The 21,520-nt window shown below is 64.6% G+C and carries 20 protein-coding genes; 8 read left to right on the top strand and 12 right to left on the bottom strand.

Annotated features, from left to right (window positions below; translation table 11 throughout):
* Positions 1-3 precede the first annotated feature (3 nt).
* The gene (locus tag QX108_RS23865) at positions 4-516 is read right to left on the bottom strand and encodes a MarR family transcriptional regulator (protein ID WP_315783245.1); all 513 of its coding nucleotides are present in this window, start codon (positions 514-516) and stop codon (positions 4-6) included.
* Between the two features lie 128 nt (positions 517-644).
* Here QX108_RS23865 and badH point away from each other — a divergent pair, with 128 nt between their 5' ends.
* The 7 genes from badH to QX108_RS23830 all read left to right on the top strand — a co-directional run bounded on the left by badH (position 645) and on the right by QX108_RS23830 (position 8,509).
* Positions 645-1,412, top strand: a complete 768-nt coding sequence (badH, locus tag QX108_RS23860; RefSeq protein ID WP_315783243.1) for a 2-hydroxycyclohexanecarboxyl-CoA dehydrogenase — start codon at positions 645-647, stop codon at positions 1,410-1,412.
* A 24-nt stretch (positions 1,413-1,436) separates the two neighbouring features.
* Positions 1,437-2,219, top strand: a complete 783-nt coding sequence (badI, locus tag QX108_RS23855) for a 2-ketocyclohexanecarboxyl-CoA hydrolase (RefSeq protein WP_315783241.1) — start codon at positions 1,437-1,439, stop codon at positions 2,217-2,219.
* A gap of 102 nt (positions 2,220-2,321) precedes the next feature.
* Complete coding sequence (gene aliB, locus QX108_RS23850; protein WP_315783239.1) at positions 2,322-3,473, top strand: cyclohexanecarboxyl-CoA dehydrogenase; 1,152 nt, start codon at positions 2,322-2,324, stop codon at positions 3,471-3,473.
* Positions 3,474-3,506: 33 nt separating this feature from the next.
* The gene (gene aliA / locus QX108_RS23845; RefSeq protein WP_315783237.1) at positions 3,507-5,150 is read left to right on the top strand and encodes a cyclohexanecarboxylate-CoA ligase; all 1,644 of its coding nucleotides are present in this window, start codon (positions 3,507-3,509) and stop codon (positions 5,148-5,150) included.
* An 83-nt stretch (positions 5,151-5,233) separates the two neighbouring features.
* On the top strand, positions 5,234-6,010 hold the full coding sequence (locus QX108_RS23840; protein ID WP_315783235.1) for an enoyl-CoA hydratase: 777 nt from the start codon (positions 5,234-5,236) through the stop codon (positions 6,008-6,010).
* Between the two features lie 52 nt (positions 6,011-6,062).
* Complete coding sequence (locus QX108_RS23835; RefSeq protein ID WP_409998553.1) at positions 6,063-7,244, top strand: acyl-CoA dehydrogenase; 1,182 nt, start codon at positions 6,063-6,065, stop codon at positions 7,242-7,244.
* A 56-nt stretch (positions 7,245-7,300) separates the two neighbouring features.
* Positions 7,301-8,509 carry an ABC transporter substrate-binding protein gene (locus tag QX108_RS23830; protein WP_315783231.1) on the top strand — a complete coding sequence of 403 codons (1,209 nt, stop codon included), beginning with the start codon at positions 7,301-7,303 and terminating at the stop codon, positions 8,507-8,509.
* A 110-nt stretch (positions 8,510-8,619) separates the two neighbouring features.
* Here the strand turns inward: QX108_RS23830 and QX108_RS23825 are convergent, their stop codons facing one another.
* From QX108_RS23825 to QX108_RS23785, 9 genes are all read right to left on the bottom strand, one after another.
* Positions 8,620-8,940, bottom strand: coding sequence for a DUF736 domain-containing protein (locus tag QX108_RS23825; protein ID WP_006611602.1), 321 nt, complete (start codon positions 8,938-8,940; stop codon positions 8,620-8,622).
* Positions 8,941-9,412: 472 nt separating this feature from the next.
* Positions 9,413-10,432 carry a 2Fe-2S iron-sulfur cluster binding domain-containing protein gene (locus QX108_RS23820; RefSeq protein WP_315783228.1) on the bottom strand — a complete coding sequence of 340 codons (1,020 nt, stop codon included), beginning with the start codon at positions 10,430-10,432 and terminating at the stop codon, positions 9,413-9,415.
* Between the two features lie 27 nt (positions 10,433-10,459).
* A complete protein-coding gene (locus tag QX108_RS23815) occupies positions 10,460-11,599 on the bottom strand; it encodes an ABC transporter substrate-binding protein (RefSeq protein ID WP_315783226.1) in 1,140 nt (379 codons plus the stop codon).
* 2 nt (positions 11,600-11,601) lie between these two features.
* Positions 11,602-12,819, bottom strand: coding sequence for a DUF1116 domain-containing protein (locus QX108_RS23810; protein WP_315783224.1), 1,218 nt, complete (start codon positions 12,817-12,819; stop codon positions 11,602-11,604).
* Position 12,820: 1 nt separating this feature from the next.
* Positions 12,821-14,437: an ATP-binding cassette domain-containing protein gene (locus QX108_RS23805; RefSeq protein WP_315783222.1), complete on the bottom strand. Its 1,617-nt coding sequence runs from the start codon at positions 14,435-14,437 to the stop codon at positions 12,821-12,823.
* Entirely contained in the window at positions 14,434-15,384 is a 951-nt protein-coding gene (locus tag QX108_RS23800; RefSeq protein WP_315783221.1) for a branched-chain amino acid ABC transporter permease, read from the bottom strand. Before QX108_RS23800 ends, QX108_RS23805 begins: the two co-directional genes overlap by 4 nt.
* The gene (locus QX108_RS23795) at positions 15,381-16,250 is read right to left on the bottom strand and encodes a branched-chain amino acid ABC transporter permease (RefSeq protein WP_284417321.1); all 870 of its coding nucleotides are present in this window, start codon (positions 16,248-16,250) and stop codon (positions 15,381-15,383) included. Before QX108_RS23795 ends, QX108_RS23800 begins: the two co-directional genes overlap by 4 nt.
* 17 nt (positions 16,251-16,267) lie before the next feature.
* A complete protein-coding gene (locus QX108_RS23790) occupies positions 16,268-16,882 on the bottom strand; it encodes a hypothetical protein (protein WP_315783218.1) in 615 nt (204 codons plus the stop codon).
* Between the two features lie 20 nt (positions 16,883-16,902).
* Positions 16,903-18,267: an aromatic ring-hydroxylating dioxygenase subunit alpha gene (locus tag QX108_RS23785; RefSeq protein ID WP_315783217.1), complete on the bottom strand. Its 1,365-nt coding sequence runs from the start codon at positions 18,265-18,267 to the stop codon at positions 16,903-16,905.
* 194 nt (positions 18,268-18,461) lie between these two features.
* Here QX108_RS23785 and QX108_RS23780 point away from each other — a divergent pair, with 194 nt between their 5' ends.
* Positions 18,462-19,421: a LysR substrate-binding domain-containing protein gene (locus QX108_RS23780; RefSeq protein WP_315783215.1), complete on the top strand. Its 960-nt coding sequence runs from the start codon at positions 18,462-18,464 to the stop codon at positions 19,419-19,421.
* Positions 19,422-19,637: 216 nt separating this feature from the next.
* Here the strand turns inward: QX108_RS23780 and QX108_RS23775 are convergent, their stop codons facing one another.
* Both QX108_RS23775 and QX108_RS23770 read right to left on the bottom strand, forming a co-directional pair.
* Positions 19,638-20,102, bottom strand: coding sequence for a hypothetical protein (locus QX108_RS23775; protein ID WP_315783213.1), 465 nt, complete (start codon positions 20,100-20,102; stop codon positions 19,638-19,640).
* Positions 20,103-20,272: 170 nt separating this feature from the next.
* A complete protein-coding gene (locus QX108_RS23770; RefSeq protein ID WP_315783211.1) occupies positions 20,273-21,208 on the bottom strand; it encodes a DUF2493 domain-containing protein in 936 nt (311 codons plus the stop codon).
* Between the last annotated feature and the right edge of the window lie 312 nt (positions 21,209-21,520).

The following is a 21,520-nucleotide window of genomic DNA, read 5'->3' as shown; positions in this document are numbered from 1 at the left end:
CGTCTATTCGTCTTCGGATGGATTGTCGCCCTCGTCGAGCTTCTTCATGTTCTCGAGGATTTTCAGCAGATAATGCAGAGCGTGCACCGTATCGTTGACGGAGAAATCCGCCAGCACGTGATCGTAATAGGTATGGATTTTCGGGAGCGCCAATGTCTGCCAGACGTGGCGGCCGGTCTCCGTCATCATGACGAGCCGTGATCTGCGGTCGCGCTCGTCCTGAGCAATCGTCACGTGTCCGTCGCGCTCCATGCGGCCGACAAGTCCCGCGAGGTTCTGCCGGCTGACCATGAGGTATTCGGCAAGGTCGCCGATGCTCATCCCGTTCTGTGCCTTGGGGCGGGACAGCGCGCCGAGCACGGCCCATTGCTGGGTCGTCAGCCCCTCCTCCTGCACGGCCCGCGACCCCGTTTTATGCAACATATTAGCGCATTGATAGAGCCGAAAAAACAATCGGTTAGCCAACTGGATCTTGGTCTCTCGAGTACTTTCAGTCGAAACTGCGGGATTTTCCATGAATGCTCCACTTGCGCCCATCCTAGGCGCATGATAGATACGACAATATGTTGCATAATTAGTCGCTGCTCAAGCGAAGATCGCTCAAAAAGGCGACTCCGGCAATTTCAATACGGGAGGATGTGAGGATGGCACGTTTCAACGGCAGGACCGTCATCGTGACCGGCGGCGGCGGTGGAATCGGGGGCGCGACATGCCGCCGGTTCGCGGCCGAAGGTGCGAAGGTCGCTGTCTTCGATCTCAACCCCGAAGCTGCCGAAGCGGTCGCGGCCGGCATACGCGCCGCCGGGCAAACGGCCGAGGCCTTTCGCTGTGACATCACCGACCGCGCGAGCGTCGATGCCGCGCTCGCTGCCGCCGAGGCAAAGCTCGGCCCGATCGATGTCCTCGTCAACAATGCGGGCTGGGACATCTTCAAGCCGTTCACCAAGACCGAGCCGAAGGATTGGGAGCGGCTGATCGCGATCAATCTGACGGGTGCGCTGCACATGCACCACGCCGTGCTGCCCGGCATGGCGGCCCGCCGATCCGGCCGGATCGTCAACATCGCATCGGACGCTGCGCGCGTCGGCTCCTCGGGCGAGGCGGTCTATGCGGCCTGCAAGGGCGGGCTCGTCGCCTTTTCCAAGACGATCGCGCGCGAGCACTCCCGCCACAACATCACGGTGAACGTGGTGTGCCCAGGACCGACGGATACGGCCCTGTTCGCCGACTACAAGCAGGGGGCAGGAAATCCGGAGAAGCTGGTCGAGGCCTTCACGCGCTCGATCCCGCTGGGCCGCATTGGCCAGCCGGATGATTTGCCCGGCGCCATTCTGTTCTTCGCCAGCGATGACGCCGCATTCGTGACCGGACAGGTGCTCAGCGTGTCCGGCGGACTGACAATGAACGGCTGAACCAGCAAAGACGGGAGGAACACCATGCAGTTTCAGGATCTGATCTACGAGGTCCGCAACGGCGTCGCCTGGATCACCATCAACCGGCCCGACAAGATGAACGCCTTCCGCGGCACGACCTGCGACGAGCTGATCAAGGCCCTGTACAAGGCGGGCTACGACAAGGATGTCGGCTGTATCGTGCTCGCCGGCGCCGGCGACCGTGCCTTCTGCACCGGCGGAGACCAATCGGCGCACGACGGCAACTACGACGGACGCGGCACGATCGGCCTGCCGATGGAGGAGCTGCACACGGCCATTCGTGACGTTCCCAAGCCCGTCATTGCGCGCGTCCAGGGTTTTGCGATCGGCGGCGGCAACGTGCTGGCGACGATCTGCGACATGACCATCTGCTCTGAGAAGGCCATCTTCGGTCAGGTCGGTCCCAAGATGGGCTCGGTGGACCCCGGTTACGGGACTGCCTTCCTCGCGCGCGTCGTCGGGGAGAAGAAGGCGCGCGAGATCTGGTACATGTGCCGGCGCTATTCCGGCAAAGAGGCCGAGGCGATGGGCCTGGCAAACCTCTGCGTGCCGCACGACGAGCTGGACCGGACGGTGCAGGCGTGGGGCGAGGAGCTCTGCGAACGCAGCCCGACCGCGATCGCCATCGCCAAGCGCTCCTTCAACATGGACACGGCCCACCAGGCCGGCATCGCCGGCATGGGGATGTATGCCCTGAAGCTCTACTACGACACCGAGGAATCCCGCGAAGGTGTGAAGGCACTCACCGAAAAGCGGAAGCCGGAATTCCGGAAGTTCGTGAAGTAGCAGCCCAGGCGGCATCGCCGCTGGCGATGCCGTGTCATCTGCCCCGGAGACGTCTCCGGGGTGGAAGCGTGTGAACGTGACCAGATCCTGGAGGACGTGCCGATGAATCCATATCTCGACGAGGACCTCGTTGCGCTTGGCGACCAGGCACGCCGCTTCGCGGCGGACAGGCTTGCTCCCGGATTTCAGGAGCGCGACCGCACCCGCGTGCTCGATCGCGGCCTGATGAAGGAGATGGGCGCGATGGGTTTCATCGCGCCGGAGCTGCCGGAGCAGTTCGGCGGCCTCGGCATGGCGACCCTCGCAGCCGGCGTCATCCATGAGGAGATTGCCGGCGCAGACCTGTCGATGTCATACGTCAACCTGCTGGCCTCGCTGAACGGGCAGATCCTGTCACAGCACGGCAAGTCCGAGATCGTGGCACCTTGGCTCACGCGGCTCGTCGCCGGCGAGGCCCTGTTCGCGATTGCGCTCACCGAGCCGCGCGGCGGATCCGACGCGGCCAATCTGCGGCTGCGGATCGAGCGCGATGGCGACGACTACATCGTCAATGGCGAGAAGACCTCGATCTCGGCTGCGGACCAGGCCGATGCGGCCGTCGTGTTCGGCCGGACCGGTACGGTCGAAACCGGCGCACATGGCATAACCGCGTTGCTGATCCCGCTCGACCTGCCCGGCGTCACGCGCTCGCGGTTCGACTGTCACGGCCAGCGCGCCATTGGACGCGGGTCGCTGTTCTTCGAGAACGTACGCGTCCCCGGCTCGCACCGGCTCGGCGACGAGAACAAGGGCTTCGTCCAGGTGATGCAGGGGTTCGACTTTTCGCGCGCGCTGATCGGGCTGCAGGTGCTGGCGGTGGCGCGCGCGGCGCTCGACGAGACCTGGCAGTATGTCGCGCAGCGGCAGGCGTTCGGCAAAACCCTGTCGGCGTTCCAGGGCGTCTCGCATCCTCTGGCGGATTTCGATACGCAGGTCGAGGCTGCGCGGCTGCTCTGCCTGCAGGCTCTATGGCTCAAGGACAAGGGACTTCCGCACAGCGCCGAGGCGGCGATGTGCAAGTGGTGGGCGCCGAAGCTCGCCTATGACGCGATCCATCAATGCCTGCTGATGCACGGCCACGGCGGCTATGACCGCGGCGTCATGGAGCAGCGGTTGCGTGACGTGCTCGGCTTCCAGATCGGTGACGGCACCGCGCAGATCATGAAGACGATCATCGCACGCGCGCGCGCGGGACGCTCGGCCGTGCCTGCTTGATTTCAAAACAACGAACGAACGGGAGGGGAAGCCATGGAATTCGACGCCGTCTTGCTCGGGCCGCGCCGCGCGGCCAGCATTGCCAATGGCCACTGGCACGACCGAACCATCAACGACGATCTTGACGCCTGTCTGGCGACGTGCCCGGACAAGATCGCTTTGACCGCAGTCCGCCTCGACACCGACACCGTGCGTCGCTTCACCTATCGCGAGATGGCAGCGCTGGCGGACCGGATGGCGATCGGGTTGTCGCGCCTCGGCGTCGGCCGCAACGACGTCGTTGCCATGCAGCTTCCCAACTGGTGGCAGTTCACGCTGCTCTACCTTGCCTGCAGCCGGATCGGCGCCGTCATCAACCCGCTGATGCCGATCTTCCGGGAGCGCGAGCTCTCCTTCATGCTTCGGCACGGCGAAGCCAAGGTGATGATCGTCCCTAAGATGTTCCGCAACTTCGACCATGAGGCGATGCTGAGGGGGCTCATGCCCGAGCTTCCGTCGCTTGCGCGGCTCGTCGTCATCGGTGGCGGCGGCGCCGACGATTTCGACGCGTTGCTGACGGTGCCGGAATGGGAGACGGCGGTCGATGCGAAAGCCATCCTCGGCTCGGCCCGGCCCGGCCCGGACGACATCACGCAGCTCATCTATACGTCGGGAACGACGGGCGAGCCGAAAGGCGTGATGCACAGCGCGAACACGCTGATGGCCAACATCATTCCCTATGCCCAGCGCCTGAAGCTCGGCGCCGACGACGTGGTCCTGATGGCCTCCCCGATGGCCCATCAGACCGGCTTCATGTACGGCCTGATGATGCCGATCATGCTGAAGGCCAGCGCCGTCCTGCAGGATGTCTGGGAGCCGAACCGGGCGGTGGACCTGATCCGCGCCGAGAAAGCGACCTTCACGATGGCGTCCACGCCGTTCCTGACGGATCTGACCCGCACCGTGACCGAGACCGGCAAGCCGGTGCCCTCTCTCAGGAGCTTCCTGTGCGCGGGGGCGCCGATCCCAGGTCCGCTGGCCGAGCAGGCCCAGGCGGGCCTCGGCGCCAAGATCGTCTCGGCCTGGGGCATGACGGAGAATGGCGCGGTCACGCTGATCAACCTGGATGACGACGACAAGCTCGCCTCGACCACCGATGGCTGCCCTCTCCCCGGCGTCGAGCTGAAGGTGGTGGACGCCGACGGCAAGCCGCTGCCGCCGCGACAGTCCGGCAAGCTCCTCGTGCGAGCCTGCTCGAACTTCGGCGGCTACCTCAAGCGGCCGCAGTGGAACGGCACCGACGCCGAAGGCTGGTTCGATACCGGAGACCTGGCCTACATCACGCCCGCCGGCTACATCCGGATCAGCGGACGCTCGAAGGACGTCATCATTCGTGGCGGAGAAAACATTCCCGTCGTCGAGCTCGAGGCGCTGCTCTACAAACATCCCGCAGTCGCACAGGTCGCGATCGTAGCCTATCCCGACGAGCGCCTCGGCGAGCGGGCATGCGCCGTCATCGTACCCAAGGCCGGACAGACCATCGAGTTCCCCGGGATGGTCGAATTTCTCAAGTCACACAAGCTCGCGATCCAGTACATTCCGGAAAAGCTGATCGTGCGCGACGCGATGCCGTCGACGCCGTCCGGCAAGATCCAGAAATTCCGCCTGCGCGACATGCTGAAAGCCGGCGAGTTCTAGGCTCGGTCACGCGTCCCGAACTCCGGGTCGCCCGTTTCAAACCTGCCAATCAAGACGCGCCTTTGGCGCGATGGAGAACGCGCGTGCAAGAGGAAGTCATACTCGTCGAACGAGACGGACGCGTCGGAATCGTCACGCTCAACCGTCCGAAGGTGATGAACGCGCTGAACGACGAGCTGATGGACAGACTCGGCGCGGCCTTGCTGGATCTGGACGCCGACGATGCGATCGGCGTCATCGTGATTGCGGGGTCGGCAAAGGCATTCGCAGCCGGCGCCGACGTCGCAGCGATGGCGGACTGGGGCTACAGCGACGTCTACAATTCCAACTTCATCACGCGCAACTGGGAAACCATTCGTCGGGTGCGCAAGCCCGTCATTGCCGCCGTCGCCGGGCTGGCGCTGGGCGGTGGATGCGAGCTCGCGCTGGCCTGCGACATCATCGTCGCCGGCCGCAGCGCCAAGTTCGGCCTGCCGGAGATCAAGCTCGGTCTCCTGCCGGGCGCCGGCGGCACGCAACGGCTTCCTCGCGCGATCGGTAAGGCGAAGGCCATGGACATGTGCCTGTCGGCCCGCACCCTCGACGCCGACGAAGCCGATCGCTACGGCCTGGTCGCCCGCGTCGTCGACGACGAACGACTTCGCGAGGAGACCCTGCGGCTCGCGTCGAGCATCGCCTCGTTCTCCGCGCCAGCGCTGATGGCGCTCAAGGAATGCGTGAACCGCGCCTTCGAGCAGCCGCTGAGGGAAGGGACGCTCTTCGAACGTCGCGAACTCCACGCCCGCTTTGCAACTGCGGATGCGCGCGAAGGCATGAAGGCTTTCCTGGACAAGCGCAAGCCCGTCTTCGTCCACCGCTAGCTTCGGGCCATGTGATCCCTTCCATTCCATTCGACAGGAGCACTCGATGTCCATGACGGCCCGCCAGATCTTCCAGTGGGACGATCCTCTTTCCCTCGACGGGCAGATCACCGATGAGGAGCGCGCCGTCCGCGACACCGCGCATGCCTATTGCCAGGAGCAACTGCTGCCGCAGGTGCTGGACGCCTTCCGCCATGAGACGACCGACCCCCGTCTCTTCAGAAGCATGGGCGAGCTCGGGCTGCTCGGTCCGACGATCCCGTCGCAGTATGGAGGCGCGGGCCTGAACTACGTCTGCTATGGGCTGATTGCGCGCGAGGTCGAGCGGGTCGATTCCGGCTATCGCTCGATGATGAGCGTGCAATCGTCGCTGGTCATGGTTCCGATCCATGAGTTCGGCAACGAGGCCACCCGGCAGAAATATCTTCCCAAGCTCGCGTCCGGTGAATGGATCGGCTGCTTCGGCCTGACCGAGCCGAACCACGGCTCCGATCCGGGCAGCATGATCACACGGGCGCGCAAGGTTGCCGGTGGCTACAGCCTGTCCGGCGCGAAGATGTGGATCACCAACAGTCCGATCGCCGACGTGTTCGTGGTCTGGGCGAAGGACGATGAAGGCGCCATTCGCGGCTTCGTGCTGGAGAAGGGCTGGAAGGGCCTCAGCGCGCCGGCGATCCACGGCAAGGTCGGGCTGCGCGCCTCGATCACCGGGGAGATCGTGCTCGATGACGTGTTCTGTCCAGAGGAGAACGCATTTCCCGAGGTGCGCGGTCTCAAGGGACCGTTCACCTGCCTGAACAGCGCGCGCTACGGCATCGCCTGGGGCGCGCTGGGCGCGGCCGAGGACTGTTACCTGCGCGCCCGCCAATATGTGATGGACCGCAAGCAGTTCGGCCGACCGATCGCGGCGAACCAGCTGGTGCAGAAGAAGCTCGCGGACATGCTGACGGAGATCACCCTCGGGCTCCAAGGCTGCCTGCGGCTCGGCCGTCTCAAGGACGAGGGCGTTGCTCCCGTGGAGATCACGTCGATCATGAAGCGCAATTCCTGCGGCAAGGCGCTCGATATCGCCCGGACCGCACGAGACATGATGGGCGGCAACGGCATCAGCGACGAGTTCGGGGTCGCCCGCCATCTCGTCAATCTCGAGGTCGTCAACACCTACGAGGGAACACACGACATTCACGCGCTCATCGTCGGTCGCGCGATCACGGGCATTGCTGCATTCAACTGAGCTCCTCGCAGCGGCGCCGTCAAGGCAATCAAAATCATAATGACAGGAGGAAACAGATGAAGACCATTCTGACGGCGAGTGCTGCAATATTCGCTCTCATGCTCGGCGCCTCTAGCGCCGCCGCCCAGACGCCGGTCAAGATCGGCGTGCTCAGCGACATGTCAGGGCCGTATTCCGATTTCAGCGGCCCTGGGTCTCTGGAAGCGGCCAAGCTGGCGATCGAGGACTTCAACGCGGGCTCGAAGAAGCTGTCCGTCGAGCTCGTCTCGGGAGACGCGCAGAACAAGACCGATATCGCCGGAGCGATTGCGCGCCGCTGGATTGATGCCGAAAGCGTCGACATGATCGTCGACATCCCGACCTCCGGCATCGCGCTCGGACTTGCGGGACTGGTGAAGGAGAGAAACAAGGTTCTCATCGCGACCACGGCGGGCACGTCCGAGCTGACCGGAAAATCCTGCACGCCGAACACCCTGCACTGGACCTGGGATACGTGGTCGAATTCCCACGGCACGGCCGACGCGATCGTCAGGAACGGCGGCAAGAGGTGGTACTTCCTCACGGCCGATTACACCTTCGGCACGACCATGGAGAAGGAAGCCGGGGACGTCGTCAAGGCCAATGGCGGCCAGGTTCTCGGTTCCGTGCGGCATCCGCTCGACGCCATGGATTTCTCATCCTTCCTAATGCAGGCCCAGGCCTCAAAGGCGGAGATCATCGGCCTCGCCAATGGCGGCACCGATACGATCAACGCCATCAAGACGGCCGGCGAGTTCGGCATCGTCGCCGGCGGGCAGAAGCTGGTCGGCCTGGTGCTCTTCATCAACGACATTCATGCGCTCGGCCTGAAGGCAGCGAACGGCCTGATGCTGACCACTGCCTACTACTGGGACCTGAACGACAAGACTCGCGCCTTCGCCGAGCGCTTCGCCAAGCGCAGCAACGGCAAGGTGCCGTCGATGAGCCAGGCCGGCACTTATTCCGCCACGTTGGCCTATCTGCGGGCCGTCGAGAAGGTCGGGAGCGCCAAGGACGGCGCCGCTGTCGTAGCGGCAATGCGCGACGCCGGCACCTTCGATGATCCGCTGTTTGGCAAGACGACCGTACGCGTCGACGGCCGGGTCGTTCACGACATGTATCTGGTCGAGGTCAAGAAGCCGGAAGAATCGAAAAAGCCATTCGACTACTACAAGGTGGTTTCCACGATCCCAGCCGATCGCGCATTTCGCTCTCTGGCCGACGGCAAATGCCCGCTGGGGCAATAACTTCTCGGTTACTTCAAAGGTAAGACCGGCAAGGAGCAGTCCGCGCAGCCGAAACGGCCAACCACCTACGATGCGCCCCGCCCGGCAGGTCCGGACGGGGCGCGATCGGCTCACTCGGCCGTCTTGCGCGGCCGCGACCAGAGGAGCGTGTAGCCCTCGCCGCCCTCGTCGTCGAACAGATTGGCGTAGATCGGGGCGTTGAACGAGGGATCGTCGAGCTTGAGCGAGAGATAGTCGCGTCCCTCTTCGGATCGGCGCGCCCAGGCGGCTCCGATCTCCACTCGGCCTGCGTAGACGCGGTGGCTGGGCGCGTTCTCGCTGGAGCGGTTGGCTTCGGGGACGATGCGCACGCCCTTGGCCTTGAGGCTCAGGGTGATGATCTCGCCCTGGAAGTCGTCGCCGACCTTCTTGAAGGAACCGATGGAAGCCATGTTGTTTCTCCTTGGCTGGTTCGGGCCGCGACCACCGCGGCCTCGATGGCGCATCTCGGGCGAACGGCGATCGACGGCGCACCCGCAGGGCTGGAGCGGCAGCGGAGGACGGCGCCGGACAACTTTCTTGTCCCGCGAGGAATGGGCCGCTCCGCCCAGGGGAAGAAAGTTGGCCGGTGGCGTTGCGCTCAGGCGATCGAGGCGCAGCCGGCCTTCGGCCAGATCAAGCCATCACGAGGCAAGGTGCGTTGCCGTCCCGATCAGCTTCCAGGAGAGACATGGTGAGCCGCGGCCGCACAAGACGGCGGACAGGCTAGGCGTACGATCAGAAGGCGTCGACAAGAAAAGGGCGTGACGGTTTCAGTCCCGTTTCCAGAGACATGCCTCACGCCTATCAGCCAATGCCTTGGGCTGGAAAAGATCGTCCGCGGTGGGTCGCAATCTCCAGAACGACGTGGCTCATACTCGGAAGCTAGGCTGCTCGCTTTGGGACGCCGGCTGCCACGAACCGCTCGGCAATGATGCTGTCGGGAGCAGCCCCCAGCTCGATTGCGACGCGGCGCGCACTGTCGATCATCGCTGGCGGGCCGCATAGATAGACATCGTAGCCATCCAGGGATCGTCGCCCGATCAGGTCGGGTGCCACCCCCTGGCTGATGTCGGCTGGGCACGGCCCCGTAGCAACCGAGATTCGCAAATCCAACTTGGAGATGGCACGCGCGATCTCGCGCAGCTCGTCGAGGAAAAACAGATCACCGGCGGTATTGACGCCGAAGCACAGCGTGACCTCGCGGCTTTCGCCGGTCGCCTTCATCTGCCGCAGCATTGACACCATCGGCGCCACGCCCGTGCCTCCGGCCACCATCAGTACCGGCCGATCGCTGGACCTCAGATAGAAAACACCCTGCGGGCCACGGCATTGAACAACATCGCCGGATGCGGCCCGCTCGGTCAGATAGCACGACATTGCACCGTCGTCGATCAGACGGACAAGAAACTCCAAGCCGCGGTCGTCGCGAGGCGAGTTCGCCATCGAATAGGAGCGCCATTCCGCCGTCCCCGGCACTTGCAGATTGACGTATTGGCCCGGCAGGAATCTGACCGGCGACAGTCCGAGCGTCCGATAGACGACCCGGACCACCGACGCGCTCAGCCGTTCGACGCTTTCGATCTTCGCAGAAAACGGCTTCGCCGGGATGAGCTTGGCGCGCTCATAGGGCAACTGGATCTGCACGTCGCTGCGGGCGAGCGCAACACAGGGCAGCATCTCGCCGGCGTCAATCTCGTCCTGCGACAGCGACACCGAGGTTCCTTCTTCGTAGTCCAGATCGCCGCCCAGGCACGTCGCCCGGCAGGTCTGACAGTCGCCGACTTCGCAGTCCGAACTGAGCGCGATTCCACTGCGGCGCGCGGCGGCGAGAATGGTCTCGCCGGGCTTCGCCTCGACGCGGGCGCGATCGCCATCCACAAAGATGAGAGAAACGGTGGGCATCGGTTCACTCCAGTCGGCTGCACGCGCTCACTGTGCGAGCGAGAACTTTCCGTCCTTCACCGTCAGCATCACGACGCTGTCGGCCTTGGCGCCGAAATGGTCGTCCGGGCCGTAAGAATACACCGCAGTCACACCGACAAAGTCCTTCAGGCCTTCGATGGCATCGCGGATCTTGGCGCGGTCCGCGCCCGCCTTGCCGATCGCAGCGGCAATCATGTTGACAGCATCATAGGCGTTGCCCGCGAAGGTCGCCGGCGGCTTGCCATACTTCTTCTGGTAATCGGTCACGAAGCTCTGCAGCGCGGCCTTCTGCGGATCAGAGTCCTTGAGCGAATCGATCACGTAGATCTTCGACGACGGGATGAGCACGTCATCGGCCGATCCACCGGCGAGCCTAAGGAAATTGAAGTCATTGGCCGCGTGAGACATGTACAACGGAGCGGTGAGACCGAGCTGGCGGTAGTTCTTCACCGCTATCGCCTGCCCCGGACCGGTCGCCCAGATCACGACCGCATCCGGCTGCACGCTGCGGATCTTGGTGAGCTGCGGCGTCATATCCTTGTCGGCATTGGCGTAGGATTCTTGCGCGACCATCGTCAGGCCGAATGATTCCGCATTCTTGACGAGTTGGTCGCGACCGCTCGTACCGAACGGCGAGTCGGCGTGTAGCAGCGCGATCTTCTTGGCCCCGCGCTTCTGCATGTCCGTCATCATGACGCTCTGCACCAACGCGTCGGTGAGCGGCGACAGGAACAGCCATTTCTTGTCCTGCGCAGGCATGACGATGCCGCGGGAGCCGCCATTGGAAATCATCGGCGTCGACGCATTCTGCACGGTGTCGCTGATCGCATAGGACGAGCCGCTGTTCATCGGGCCGACCAGCGCGACCACGCCGCTCTGTTCCAGCAGCCGCTTGGCGGCGGTGACCGACTTGGTGTTGTCGCCCTCCGTGTTGACGTTGTCGAGTTCGAGTTTCTTGCCGGCGATGCCGCCCCTGGCGTTGATCTGCTCGATGGCAAGCATTGCGCCTTCGAGTCCCGGCTGGCCGAGCGAGGCGAGCGGCCCGGAAGTCTCGAGCAGGCCACCGATCTTGATGGTGTCGTCCGCGCGGGTGGCGGTGGCGGCCGTCATGAGCATCAGCGCGGCCAGCATGGCTTTGGTATTCATCGTCAGATCCCCTGGGCTGGTAAGGTCGTGGGTGCGAGCGAAGCGACCGCGGCGGTGAACGGATACAGCGGCGGCCGGTAGATTCCGCCGCCGATGCGGCCGTTGTGTCCGTTGCAATCGAGAATGCCGAGCACGATATCGAGCGGCGTACCGCCTCTCACGAGGGCGCGGGCGACCGTTCCGACCTTGATCCCGCTGCGCTTGAATCCGCGATGAACCGCGGGCAGCATGTCTTCGCGATCGCTCGCGGGGCCGCGGGCTTGCGGGAGCGACACTGCGGTCATGGCGCCGAAACCCGCGGCATCGACCAACGCGCTGTCGCCGATCGCGCCGAGGCGATCGCTGCTTTGAAAGCCTGGCAGCAGATTGCCTTCGGGAGGCTCCGCCGGTGCGACGAACCAATGCTCGCCGCTGCCGCCAAGCTTGATGCCGCAATCGACGCCGTTGCCGCCGAGCGCAGTGATGATGCTGCTGCCCTCGCCCACCCCGGCGTTGGCGATGCATTTCACCGCGGCCATCCAGAGATTGAGGAAGAACGCAGAAGCCCTGTCCAGGAATCGGCGCTCCGGCGTGTCGCCGCCGAGCCGCGGCGCGATCCGCTCGATCAGCCGGCGCGTCGCCGCAGACGTGCGCGAATGGCAATCGTCGCCCTCCATCAGCGCGCTGTCGGCGATCTCGATCAGCGGAATGTCGTTGTCGACAACGATCTCAAGCGTCGCGGCGAGATTGCCGTTCATCCAGCGCAGATGCGTCAGCACCTCGCGACTGCACAGCCCTAGCCGCTGCGCCAGCGCTATCCCGCCATTGAGCGGACTATATGTGGTGTTCGCCGCATCGGCGGCGTCGGCCACGATCTGCACCGCCATGTTGGGCGAGAGCACCGCCGCAAGCGGCACCATTGCGCCGACATCCTGCGCCGGCGCCAGTTGCACCTCGCCGTGCGTCAGCATCGCGCGGGCCGCTGTCTCGTCCTTGGCCCAACCTTCGAACAGGATCGCCATCACGGTGCTGTTGAGAATCGGCGCTGCGATCGCACCAGAGCGCACCGGCGGTCCGGCATGAAGAATGGTCCGGTCCGGAAACGCGATGACGTCCTGCGCAGATGCGACACCGCGCCAGACCGGACGCACCGCGTGCATCCGCACCAGTGCGGCGCGGTCCGCAGGGTGAAGGCTGGTCTCGGCTGGGCGCGCGATCGCAGCCGGGTCATGCTCGGACAAATCAGCCTCCGTTGATCGCGACGGCGCTGCGGCCTGCGTCCGCGCCGTACGGTTCGGCCTGGCTCGAGCCGAGATAGGCCTCGGTGAGGTGGCGGTCCTGCAACAGCGTCCGACCCGGCCCCTCCGCAACGACCCGCCCGTTGGCGAGCACGTAGCCGCGATCCGCGATCGACAGCGCGGCCGTCACGTTCTGCTCCACCAGCAGGATCGTCAGACCCTGATCGCGCAGCCGTTCGACACAGCGCAGGATCTCGGCGAGCACCTGCGGCGCCAGCCCGAGCGACGGCTCGTCGAGCATCAGCAGTTTGGGTTCACCCATCAAGGCGCGACCGATCGCCACCATCTGCTGCTGGCCTCCACTGAGCGTCCCAGCGAGTTGATCGGCACGCTCCTTCAGCACCGGAAACAGCTGATAGACGGTTTCCAGCCGTTGCTCGAAGCCGCGCCGCTCGGCAGCGCTGCGCCAGATCACATGGTGAAAGCCCCGCGTCCGGCGCAGCGCGTAGCGGCCCGCAGCGAGGTTCTGCAGCACCGTGAGCGAGCCGAACAGCGCGCGCCCCTCCGGCACCAGGCTGATGCCGCCCGCGACACGTCGGTCCGCCGCGACCCCGCGCAGGTCGACATGGTCGAACGTCATCCCGTCGGCAGTGCAGGGCTCCACGCCAGCGACCGCCCGCAGCAGGCTGCTCTTGCCTGCGCCGTTGGCGCCGACCAGCGCGACGATCTCTCCGCGGCCGACGACGAGCGAGACGCGATCGAGCGCTCGCAGGCCGCCATAATTGACATCGAGGCCGCCGATCTGGAGCAGCGGCGGTGCGACGGCGCGGATCACTTTCGGCGCCTCAGGCGCAGTGTCGCGGCGGCCGAGATACGCCTCGAGCACCTGCGGATTTCGACGCACCGCTGCCGGCTCGCCGTCGGCGATGATGCGGCCCTGGTCGAGTACCAGGATGCGCCGCGCCAGTCGGCTCACCAGCGGCATGTCGTGATCGATGAACAGAATGGTCTTGCCGGCACGCGAGAGCGACAGGATGATGTCGCCGAGCGCGCGCTTTTCGAGATCGTTCAGGCCGGCACCGGGCTCATCGAGCACCAGCATACGCGCGCCCGAGGCGAGCACCCGTGCTATGCCGAGCAGCCGGCGCTGCCCGGCGGTCAGGATCGATGCGGACTGGTCGGCGAGCTCGTACAGACCGACCGCGGCGAGATGCGCATCGGCCTCGCGCCGCAGTTTGCCATGGCCGAGAAGCGCCGCACCGCGGCCAATCATCGACTGCAGCAACCCGAGACGATGACGCGGGACACCGCCCACCATGACATTCTCGCGCACCGAGAGCCGCTGGAACGGTTCGGCAGCCTGGAACGTGCGTGCCAGTCCCCGCGCGACGATATCGTGCGGTGCTTCGCCGGTGATCGTTTCGCCGTCGAACCGCACCGAGCCGGTCTGCGGGGTGATCTCACCGGAGAGGACATTGAGCAGCGTGGTCTTGCCGGCGCCGTTGGGGCCGATCAGCGCGACCCGTTCGCCGGCGCCGACGTCGAAGCTGACGTCGGTGAGCGCCCGGAAGGCGCCGAACTGCACGGATGCGGCCTGGATCGAGAGAAGCGGCCCGCTCATCGCATGCTCCCCGCCGCGCCCGTCCGCCGAGCGCGCGACGCCAGCGTCGCGATGCCGCGCAGCAATCCGTCGGGACAGTAGATCACGCTGACAACGAGCAATGCGCCATAGGCCACGATGTCGTACGCGCCGAGCGGCTTCAGTAGTTCGCCAATCAAGGTGATGAAGATGACGCCCATCAGCACGCCCCAGACATCGGCGAAACCGCCGATCGCGACCATCAGCAGGAGCTTAATTGAGAAGCCGACGTCGAACGGACCTGGGCTGAGATAGCCAATGTAGTGAGCGTAGAGTCCGCCGCCGAGTGCGCAGAACAGGCCGCTGACCATCATGATCGAGCGCTTGGTCGACTGCACGTCGTTACCGACCGAACGCGCCGTGGCTTCGTTTTCCGAGATCGCCCGCATCGCGAGGCCGGTCGGCGACGCCACGAGATTCTGCGCGCCGAGGATTGCGGCGATCGTCGCCAGCCACACGACCGGCAGCATGGCGAAATCGTTGCCTAGGGTGAACCCGATCAGGCGGAGCGGCGGGATGCCCGTCAACCCATCCGGACCTCCGGTGACTCCGTGCATTTCGACGAAGCAGATTTGAACGATGATGCCGAACGCCAGCGTCGCCATCGCCAGATAGTGGCCCTTGAGACGGAATACGAGCCAGCCGATCCCCCAGGCCAGCAGGGCCACCACGGCGGTCGATAGCAGGATGTCGAGCCAGCCGGGAATGTCGAGCCATTTGCCGATTAGCGCAGCGCCATAGGCTCCGAGTCCGTAGAAGGCGGCGTGGCCGAGCGAAATCTGGCCCGTGAAGCCAGCGATCAGCGCGAGCCCGATGGCGGGCAGCGCCTGCAGGCCGATCACCACCAGCAGGCTCACCAGATAGCCGTTGCCGGTCGCAGCGCAGGCCAGCAGAGCGACGATCAGAGCGAGGATACGCCACGATGTCATGCGCGCACCCGATCATAGTCGCCAAGCAGGCCGCCGGGACGGAACAGCAAGAAGCCGAGCAGCAGTGCGAAGGCGATCGCGTTCTTGTAGCCCGAGCTGACATAGCCCGCAGAGAACGCCTCCAGCACGCCGAGCACGAGGCCGCCGACGGCGGCGCCGATCGGGCCGCCGAAGCCGCCGACGATGCAGGCGACGAAGCCCTTGATGCCGAGTTGAAGGCCGGTGTCATACTGGGTCAACGCGATCGGAGCGATCACGATTCCGGCGATTGCACCAAGCGCTCCCGACATGACGAAGCCGACCAGGCTCATAGTCTCGACTTTCATGCCGACCAGTCGCGCGGCGAACGGATTCATGGCGCAGGCGCGGAACATCTGCCCGAGATAGGTGCGGCGAAACAGCAGATCGAGGCCGCCCATCGCCACGATGCCGATGCCGATCACCCACAGCGACTGCGGCATCACGGTTGCGCCCAGCAGGTGGATCAGCTTCTCGCCGGAGAACGCCGGCATCGGCTGCGCGTCGGTGCCCCAGATGATCGCGGCGATCCCTTGCAGCACGACACCGACCCCGATGGTGACGATGATACCGCGCATCACATCGCCCCGAACGGGCTGGATCGCGATGCGCTCGATGAGCACCGCAACCGCGCAGGTGATCACGATGGCGAGCAGGATGGCCAGCCAGAGCGGCGCGCCGGCGACGTTCAGCGCGATCGCGCTCATCGCGCCCACCATCGCAAAATCGCCCTGCGCGAAGTTGACGATGCCAGTGACGTTGTAGATGCAGGTGAAGCCGACGCCGATCAGCCCGTAGATGCTGCCGACCACCAGTCCACTGATGAGAAACTGTAAGGCGTCGGACATCGGTCCTCCTTCGCGCGCTAGACCTGCATCCAGGATTCGGAAAATGCGAGGAACGCAGTGCTCTTGCGTGTGCCGGCGAAATCGCGCTGCATCACTCTGCCGGCCAGCGGGCGGCCGTTGACGGTCACCGAGCCCTCGCCCGCGTCGAGGAACAGGCTGTACATCTGGTGGATCTTGGTCGGGCCGCTTTCCGCAGGCATATCGACCGCGTAGGGAGCGCTGAGCTTCGACCAGGTCGCGACCACTTCGACATCGGCGCTGCGCACGATCTCCGAATAGGTCGAAAGCGTGCTGCCTTCGCGGCGGCACTCGATCATCGGCAGGTGCGTCACCGCGCCGATACCGGGTGACACCCGGAAAGACGCAAATTTCGAGAAGAACTCGGCGATCAGATATTTGGCGAGCGGTTCGTTGTCGCTGATGCAGAAATTGTCGACTTCGGGACGGCCCTTGGCGACGCCCGGCTGATCCAGCACGACGATGCCGCTGCCCATGCCGTACGCGGAATAGAAGATGCGGAAGAAGCACATCAGCCCGGTCCAAGGACCATCCTGCGTGTCCTTCAGATAGATACCGGGGTTTTCACCGGTCCAGGCCACGGCGCCAGAATGAATAGGACTTTTGCTCGACACGTGATCTCTTTCCTTGAAGCTCAGGCCGCGGCCTGCGATGCGGCGGCGCGCTCGTATTCGCTCAGAAGCCTGCGCACGGCTTCATGACGATCGTCGGCGGCGTGATGATCGCCCTCGGTCACGATCTCGGTGACACGGCGCCCGATCTCTTCCTGCAACTCGATATCGTCGACACCGGCGATCGGCGGGATCGCCAGCACGGTGTCGTGGCAGTAGGTCGGGATCAGCCCGCCGGAGCGGAGCGCGGAGCGCGGCGGCTCCTCGCCGGCAGCGACCTTGCGGACGTCGCGGCGCAGCAGCTTGCGCAGCATGACCACGCCCTTGTCGCAGTAAGTCAGGTGCTCCAGCGCGTGGAGCGCGATCGGACGCTGGGTGACGATCGCGTCGTAGTCGCCGGGCAGGCGCTGCCGCTCCTCGAACGAGCCGCCGGCGCCCTGGCCGTAGAAATCGACCTTCTCCAGGCCGCAATCCTCCTCCTTGCCGATGCCGCGTGGATTGACCTCGGGGTGGAAGTGCCGCCACCCGATCACCTTGCAGGTCGTGTTGTCGATCGGCGTGGTCCAGCGGGTGATGCCGACGCGGCCGAACTGCTTGGCGTCCTGGCCATCCTCCCAGATGTGCCCGACCTGCGCGAGGTTCGGCATGATGATGTCGTTGGAGCGGACCCAGACCTTGTCCTTCCAGCGCCGGGTGGTGACGTAGATCATGCCGGTCGGCGTCTCGACGAACTCCATCACCGGCAATTCGCCCCAGGTGTCGGAGAAGTGCGAGAAGGTGACGCGGGTGTGCAAGAACACGGCGTGCGCCGGGTCCATGACGTTCTCCTGCACTTGCAGCCAATTGCACGGATAGGTAACGCAATACGGCACCAGCTTGTCGCCCGGATAGTCGTAGCTGTCGAAGATGGGAAACTCCGGAATGCTGCCGGGCGGCCCGAAGTAGCCGAAGATCAGACCCTTGTACTCCTTGCAGGGGTAGGCCCCGTGGAACAGCCGGTCCTTGAGCGCGCTCCCGGGCGGATCACCGGGCGTTTCCAGGACCTGCCCGTTCACACCGAACAGCCAGCCGTGATAGCAACAGCGCAATCCGTTCTCGGTCGGCAGACCGAATTCGAGCGACGTGCCGCGATGGCTGCAGTGGCGGTCGAGAATGCCGTACTCTCCCTTGGTGGTGCGGAATACCACCAGGTCTTCGCCGAACATGCGGAAGCCGAGCGGGACATCACCAAGTTCGGACGTCAACGCGATCGGCTGCCAATAGCGGCGCAGCAGTTCGCCGGCGGGTGCCCCCTTCTCCACATGAGTGAGTTCGACGTTCTCGCCGGGCGTCTCCTGCTTGAGATAGCCGCCATAGGCCGTCGTGAGAAACTGTTTCTGTGCAACCATCGCCGCCTCGTGCCGCTCGCGCGGGTCGTTGGAATTTGTCTCATTCGAGTATTGTGCGGGGCGCTGGTTCTGCCAATAATAGTTACATGCACGATCAGTTTGGAAATCTTGAACTGCCCAAGTTTGCAGCGACAACGCTCACGAATAGGGCAAAGATTGCTCGAAACCCACGCCTTTGAGGAACGGAGGCCGGTTTGGCGAGCGATAAATACAAGGACCAGATCGAGGTCGGAGAGGCCGTCCCCAAACTTTCGCTGCGCCAGCTCACGTACTTTCTCGCAACCGCGAACAGCGAAAGCGTGTTGCGCGCCTCGGAAACGCTGAACGTGTCGTCGGCTTCAATCTCGACGGCGATCTCCCAGATCGAGGAATTCCTGCAGACGCAGCTCTTCATCCGGCGTCACGCGCGCGGCCTCGTGCTGACCTCGGCCGGACAGGATCTCGCCGCACACGCCAGGAACATTCTCCTCCATGCCCGCGAGATCGAAGCCGTCGCACAGCGGGGACCGTTTCGAGCCGCGGGCCGCATCAGCGTTGGATGCCTCGCGACCATCGCGCCCTATCTGATCCCGCCGGTGCTGCGCGACCTGCAGGAGACGCATCCGGAGATCGAAATGCGCTGGCGCGCCGACAAGCACGAAGCGCTGCTCGACGGCCTGCATAACGGAAGCTTCGACCTGATCATCGTCTACGATTACGATATTCCGACGACGCTGCACCCCTCGCCACTACGATCGATGCCGGTCCAGGTGGTGCTGCCGAGCGATCATCCGCTCGCGTCCAGTCAGAGCTGCTCCCTGTCGGATCTGGTCGGCCTGCCGATGGTGCTGCTCGATCAGCCGCGGACTCGCGACTATTTCCTGTCGTTGTTCGGAAACCGCGGGCTCAGTCCGAATGTTGCGCACCGTGTCGATTCATTCGAGATGGTACGCAGCTTGGTTGCGAATGGCTTCGGGTTTTCACTTCTCAACTTCGTGCCACCCTACAACGTCCACGGTCACGGGACACTGACATCGCGACCGCTCGCGGATGTCGACCGGCCTCAAAACCTGGTCCTGGCCCGATTATATCGATTTCGAGCTCCGCGTCTGGTTGACGAACTATTCAAGAGCGTCAGCTCTGCTGCCCAGCAGCTTACTATATCTACTCTTTAGTAGCCGACTCGAAGGCGCTGCTAACGATCAAAGGCCCTTCTGTCTTAAAAAAGGAAGACCTTTACAGCAGCAGCGGGATCGTTCTCGGCGTCGGGCGATGCGCTGGCCTGGAAGAAGACCGCAGACCTCCGCGGACGGATGCGCTACGCAGTCTCGACCGCGGGGCAATCCTCGATCTGACGCAGAACAGCGGTCGGCCCGGCGGCGCCGTCAGGCTCATAGCCGCGATGAACGGTGAGGCTGATCGCCAACCTGATCGGACCGAAACCGGCGAGGCAGATCGGGTCCAAGCAACTGGCGCAATGCGCCCGCACCGACGAGGAGTGCCCCTGACCATCCGATGATCTCGCCCAAAACCTCTGAAGGCCCGGCAAGCAAAGCAAGTCCCTTGGCCGCATGATGGCCGGCGACAAGGGCCGGAACAAGAAAAGCAGCCGCAACGATCCCGCGCACCAGCATGGATCGCGAGGCGGCGAACAGAAATTGACCGCCGGCCAGCGTAACAACTGCCGCAATCAGGCCGGCCCCAAATGCCCACCCGATTTCGATGCCGGCATTCAGGGCCGCCATGCCGGTGCTGACCGCAACGAAGAACGGGAGAGCGTGAATAGCCAGCCTGAATAGCGCCCGGCACAATAGTCCGACGCTGAACAGTCCAAGGATGAGAGCAATCGCGGGCATGGCGGTGGCCTCCCTGCAAAGCTATGACGGGATGCGCCTTCCACCACCACCGCGGCGCGATCCGAACAATATGAATCCTGATTTGGACAAAGTTACGGAGAGTCATGCCGACGCTCGAGCGGCGTCCGACGCGTTGTGAGATCGGCAGAGCGTTGAGGAGTTGACGGCGCTCACGCGCCGCCTTTCCCGAAGGTCCAGACGGGAATACCGAGGCGACGGGCCTTGTCGGCGAGGTTGCCCTGGATCCCGGAGCCGGGGAAGACCATCACGCCGATCGGAAGCGTCTCCAGCATGGCGTCGTTGCGCTTGAAGGGGGCGGCCTTGTTATGCCTCGTCCAGTCCGGTTTGAAGGCGACTTGCGGCACCTTCCGGTTCGCGGCCCATTTGGAGGCGATCAGTTCGGCGCCTCTTGGCGAGCCACCGTGCAGGAGCACCATGTCGGGATGCTTGGCGTGGACCTTGTCGAGCCGGTCCCACAAGAGCGCGACGTCATTGAAGTCAGGTCCGCCGGTGAGTGCGATCTTCGGACCCGGCGGCAGCATGATCTCGGTGTCGGCGCGGCGCTTGGCGGCGAGGAAGTCGCGGGAGTCGATCATGGCGGCCGTCAGCGTGCGGTGGTTGACCTGCGAGCCCGATCGCGGGCGCCAGGGCGATCGCGTATGCAGCTCGAAGGCCTCCGCGGCGAGATCACGAAACAGCTCCAGGACGTTCCGGCGCTCGATCAGCGACAGTCCTTCCGACGTCAGCCGCTCGAGCTCGACGGAGCGGACCTCCGAGCCGTTCTGCTCACGCTGACTCGAGCGCTGCGCCTGCTCGTTGTCGTCGAGCTCGCGCTCGATCCGCATCGTCGCACGGTGAAATAGGTTGACCGCCGACCACAACAGATCCTTGAGCTCGGGCTCAAGGCGAGTGTCGGAGAGCGTCGCCACCAGGGCGTCGAAGATGTCGGCGACCGCACCGGTGATGGCCCTGCCCTCCGGCAGCGGCCGCGGATCAGGCTCGTCGTCAAAGGGCCGGTAGCCATACAGTTGGAGTTCGGCCAAGGCGTCGTCGGTCGTCGACCGGGTGTCGTGCGGCTCACGCATCTCGTCGTGCTGGTCGGACATGTGGGTCTCGTCTGTGCTCGGTGCCGCGCCGATCGCGGCCTTCCATAGCGATCCCCAAGACGGCGGGCGGACCGGACCAGAACCCGCTGATCGCTTCGAGCAGCGGGCCGGAGCGACAGCGGAGGATGGCAGTGCGCAGCTATTTTGCTTCGCGATGCAAAGGCCCGCCTTCGGGCCGGCGGAAAATAGCTGCGCACCGCCATTGCCGGACCGGACCGCCTGCCGTCCGATCGCTTCTGAAGAAGGCCCCGGCGCCGCTCTCGGAGCTCTGGCGAGATCCTCTTGCCCCTGCCAGTGCGGTGAGTGCCGTGC

It is taken from the genome of Bradyrhizobium sp. SZCCHNR1002 (assembly GCF_032381435.1).
GTDB classification, from domain to species: Bacteria; Pseudomonadota; Alphaproteobacteria; order Rhizobiales; family Xanthobacteraceae; genus Bradyrhizobium; species Bradyrhizobium aeschynomenes.
This window is presented reverse-complemented; position numbering and strand designations above follow the sequence as displayed.

Coding starts and splice junctions, on each gene's coding strand:
- QX108_RS23865 (WP_315783245.1), bottom strand. CDS start 516: ATGGAAAATCCCGCAGTTTCGACTGAAAGTACTCGAGAGACCAAGATC.
- badH (WP_315783243.1), top strand. CDS start 645: ATGGCACGTTTCAACGGCAGGACCGTCATCGTGACCGGCGGCGGCGGT.
- badI (WP_315783241.1), top strand. CDS start 1,437: ATGCAGTTTCAGGATCTGATCTACGAGGTCCGCAACGGCGTCGCCTGG.
- aliB (WP_315783239.1), top strand. CDS start 2,322: ATGAATCCATATCTCGACGAGGACCTCGTTGCGCTTGGCGACCAGGCA.
- aliA (WP_315783237.1), top strand. CDS start 3,507: ATGGAATTCGACGCCGTCTTGCTCGGGCCGCGCCGCGCGGCCAGCATT.
- QX108_RS23835 (WP_409998553.1), top strand. CDS start 6,063: ATGACGGCCCGCCAGATCTTCCAGTGGGACGATCCTCTTTCCCTCGAC.
- QX108_RS23830 (WP_315783231.1), top strand. CDS start 7,301: ATGAAGACCATTCTGACGGCGAGTGCTGCAATATTCGCTCTCATGCTC.
- QX108_RS23825 (WP_006611602.1), bottom strand. CDS start 8,940: ATGGCTTCCATCGGTTCCTTCAAGAAGGTCGGCGACGACTTCCAGGGC.
- QX108_RS23820 (WP_315783228.1), bottom strand. CDS start 10,432: ATGCCCACCGTTTCTCTCATCTTTGTGGATGGCGATCGCGCCCGCGTC.
- QX108_RS23815 (WP_315783226.1), bottom strand. CDS start 11,599: ATGAATACCAAAGCCATGCTGGCCGCGCTGATGCTCATGACGGCCGCC.
- QX108_RS23805 (WP_315783222.1), bottom strand. CDS start 14,437: ATGAGCGGGCCGCTTCTCTCGATCCAGGCCGCATCCGTGCAGTTCGGC.
- QX108_RS23800 (WP_315783221.1), bottom strand. CDS start 15,384: ATGACATCGTGGCGTATCCTCGCTCTGATCGTCGCTCTGCTGGCCTGC.
- QX108_RS23795 (WP_284417321.1), bottom strand. CDS start 16,250: ATGTCCGACGCCTTACAGTTTCTCATCAGTGGACTGGTGGTCGGCAGC.
- QX108_RS23785 (WP_315783217.1), bottom strand. CDS start 18,267: ATGGTTGCACAGAAACAGTTTCTCACGACGGCCTATGGCGGCTATCTC.
- QX108_RS23775 (WP_315783213.1), bottom strand. CDS start 20,102: ATGCCCGCGATTGCTCTCATCCTTGGACTGTTCAGCGTCGGACTATTG.
- QX108_RS23770 (WP_315783211.1), bottom strand. CDS start 21,208: ATGTCCGACCAGCACGACGAGATGCGTGAGCCGCACGACACCCGGTCG.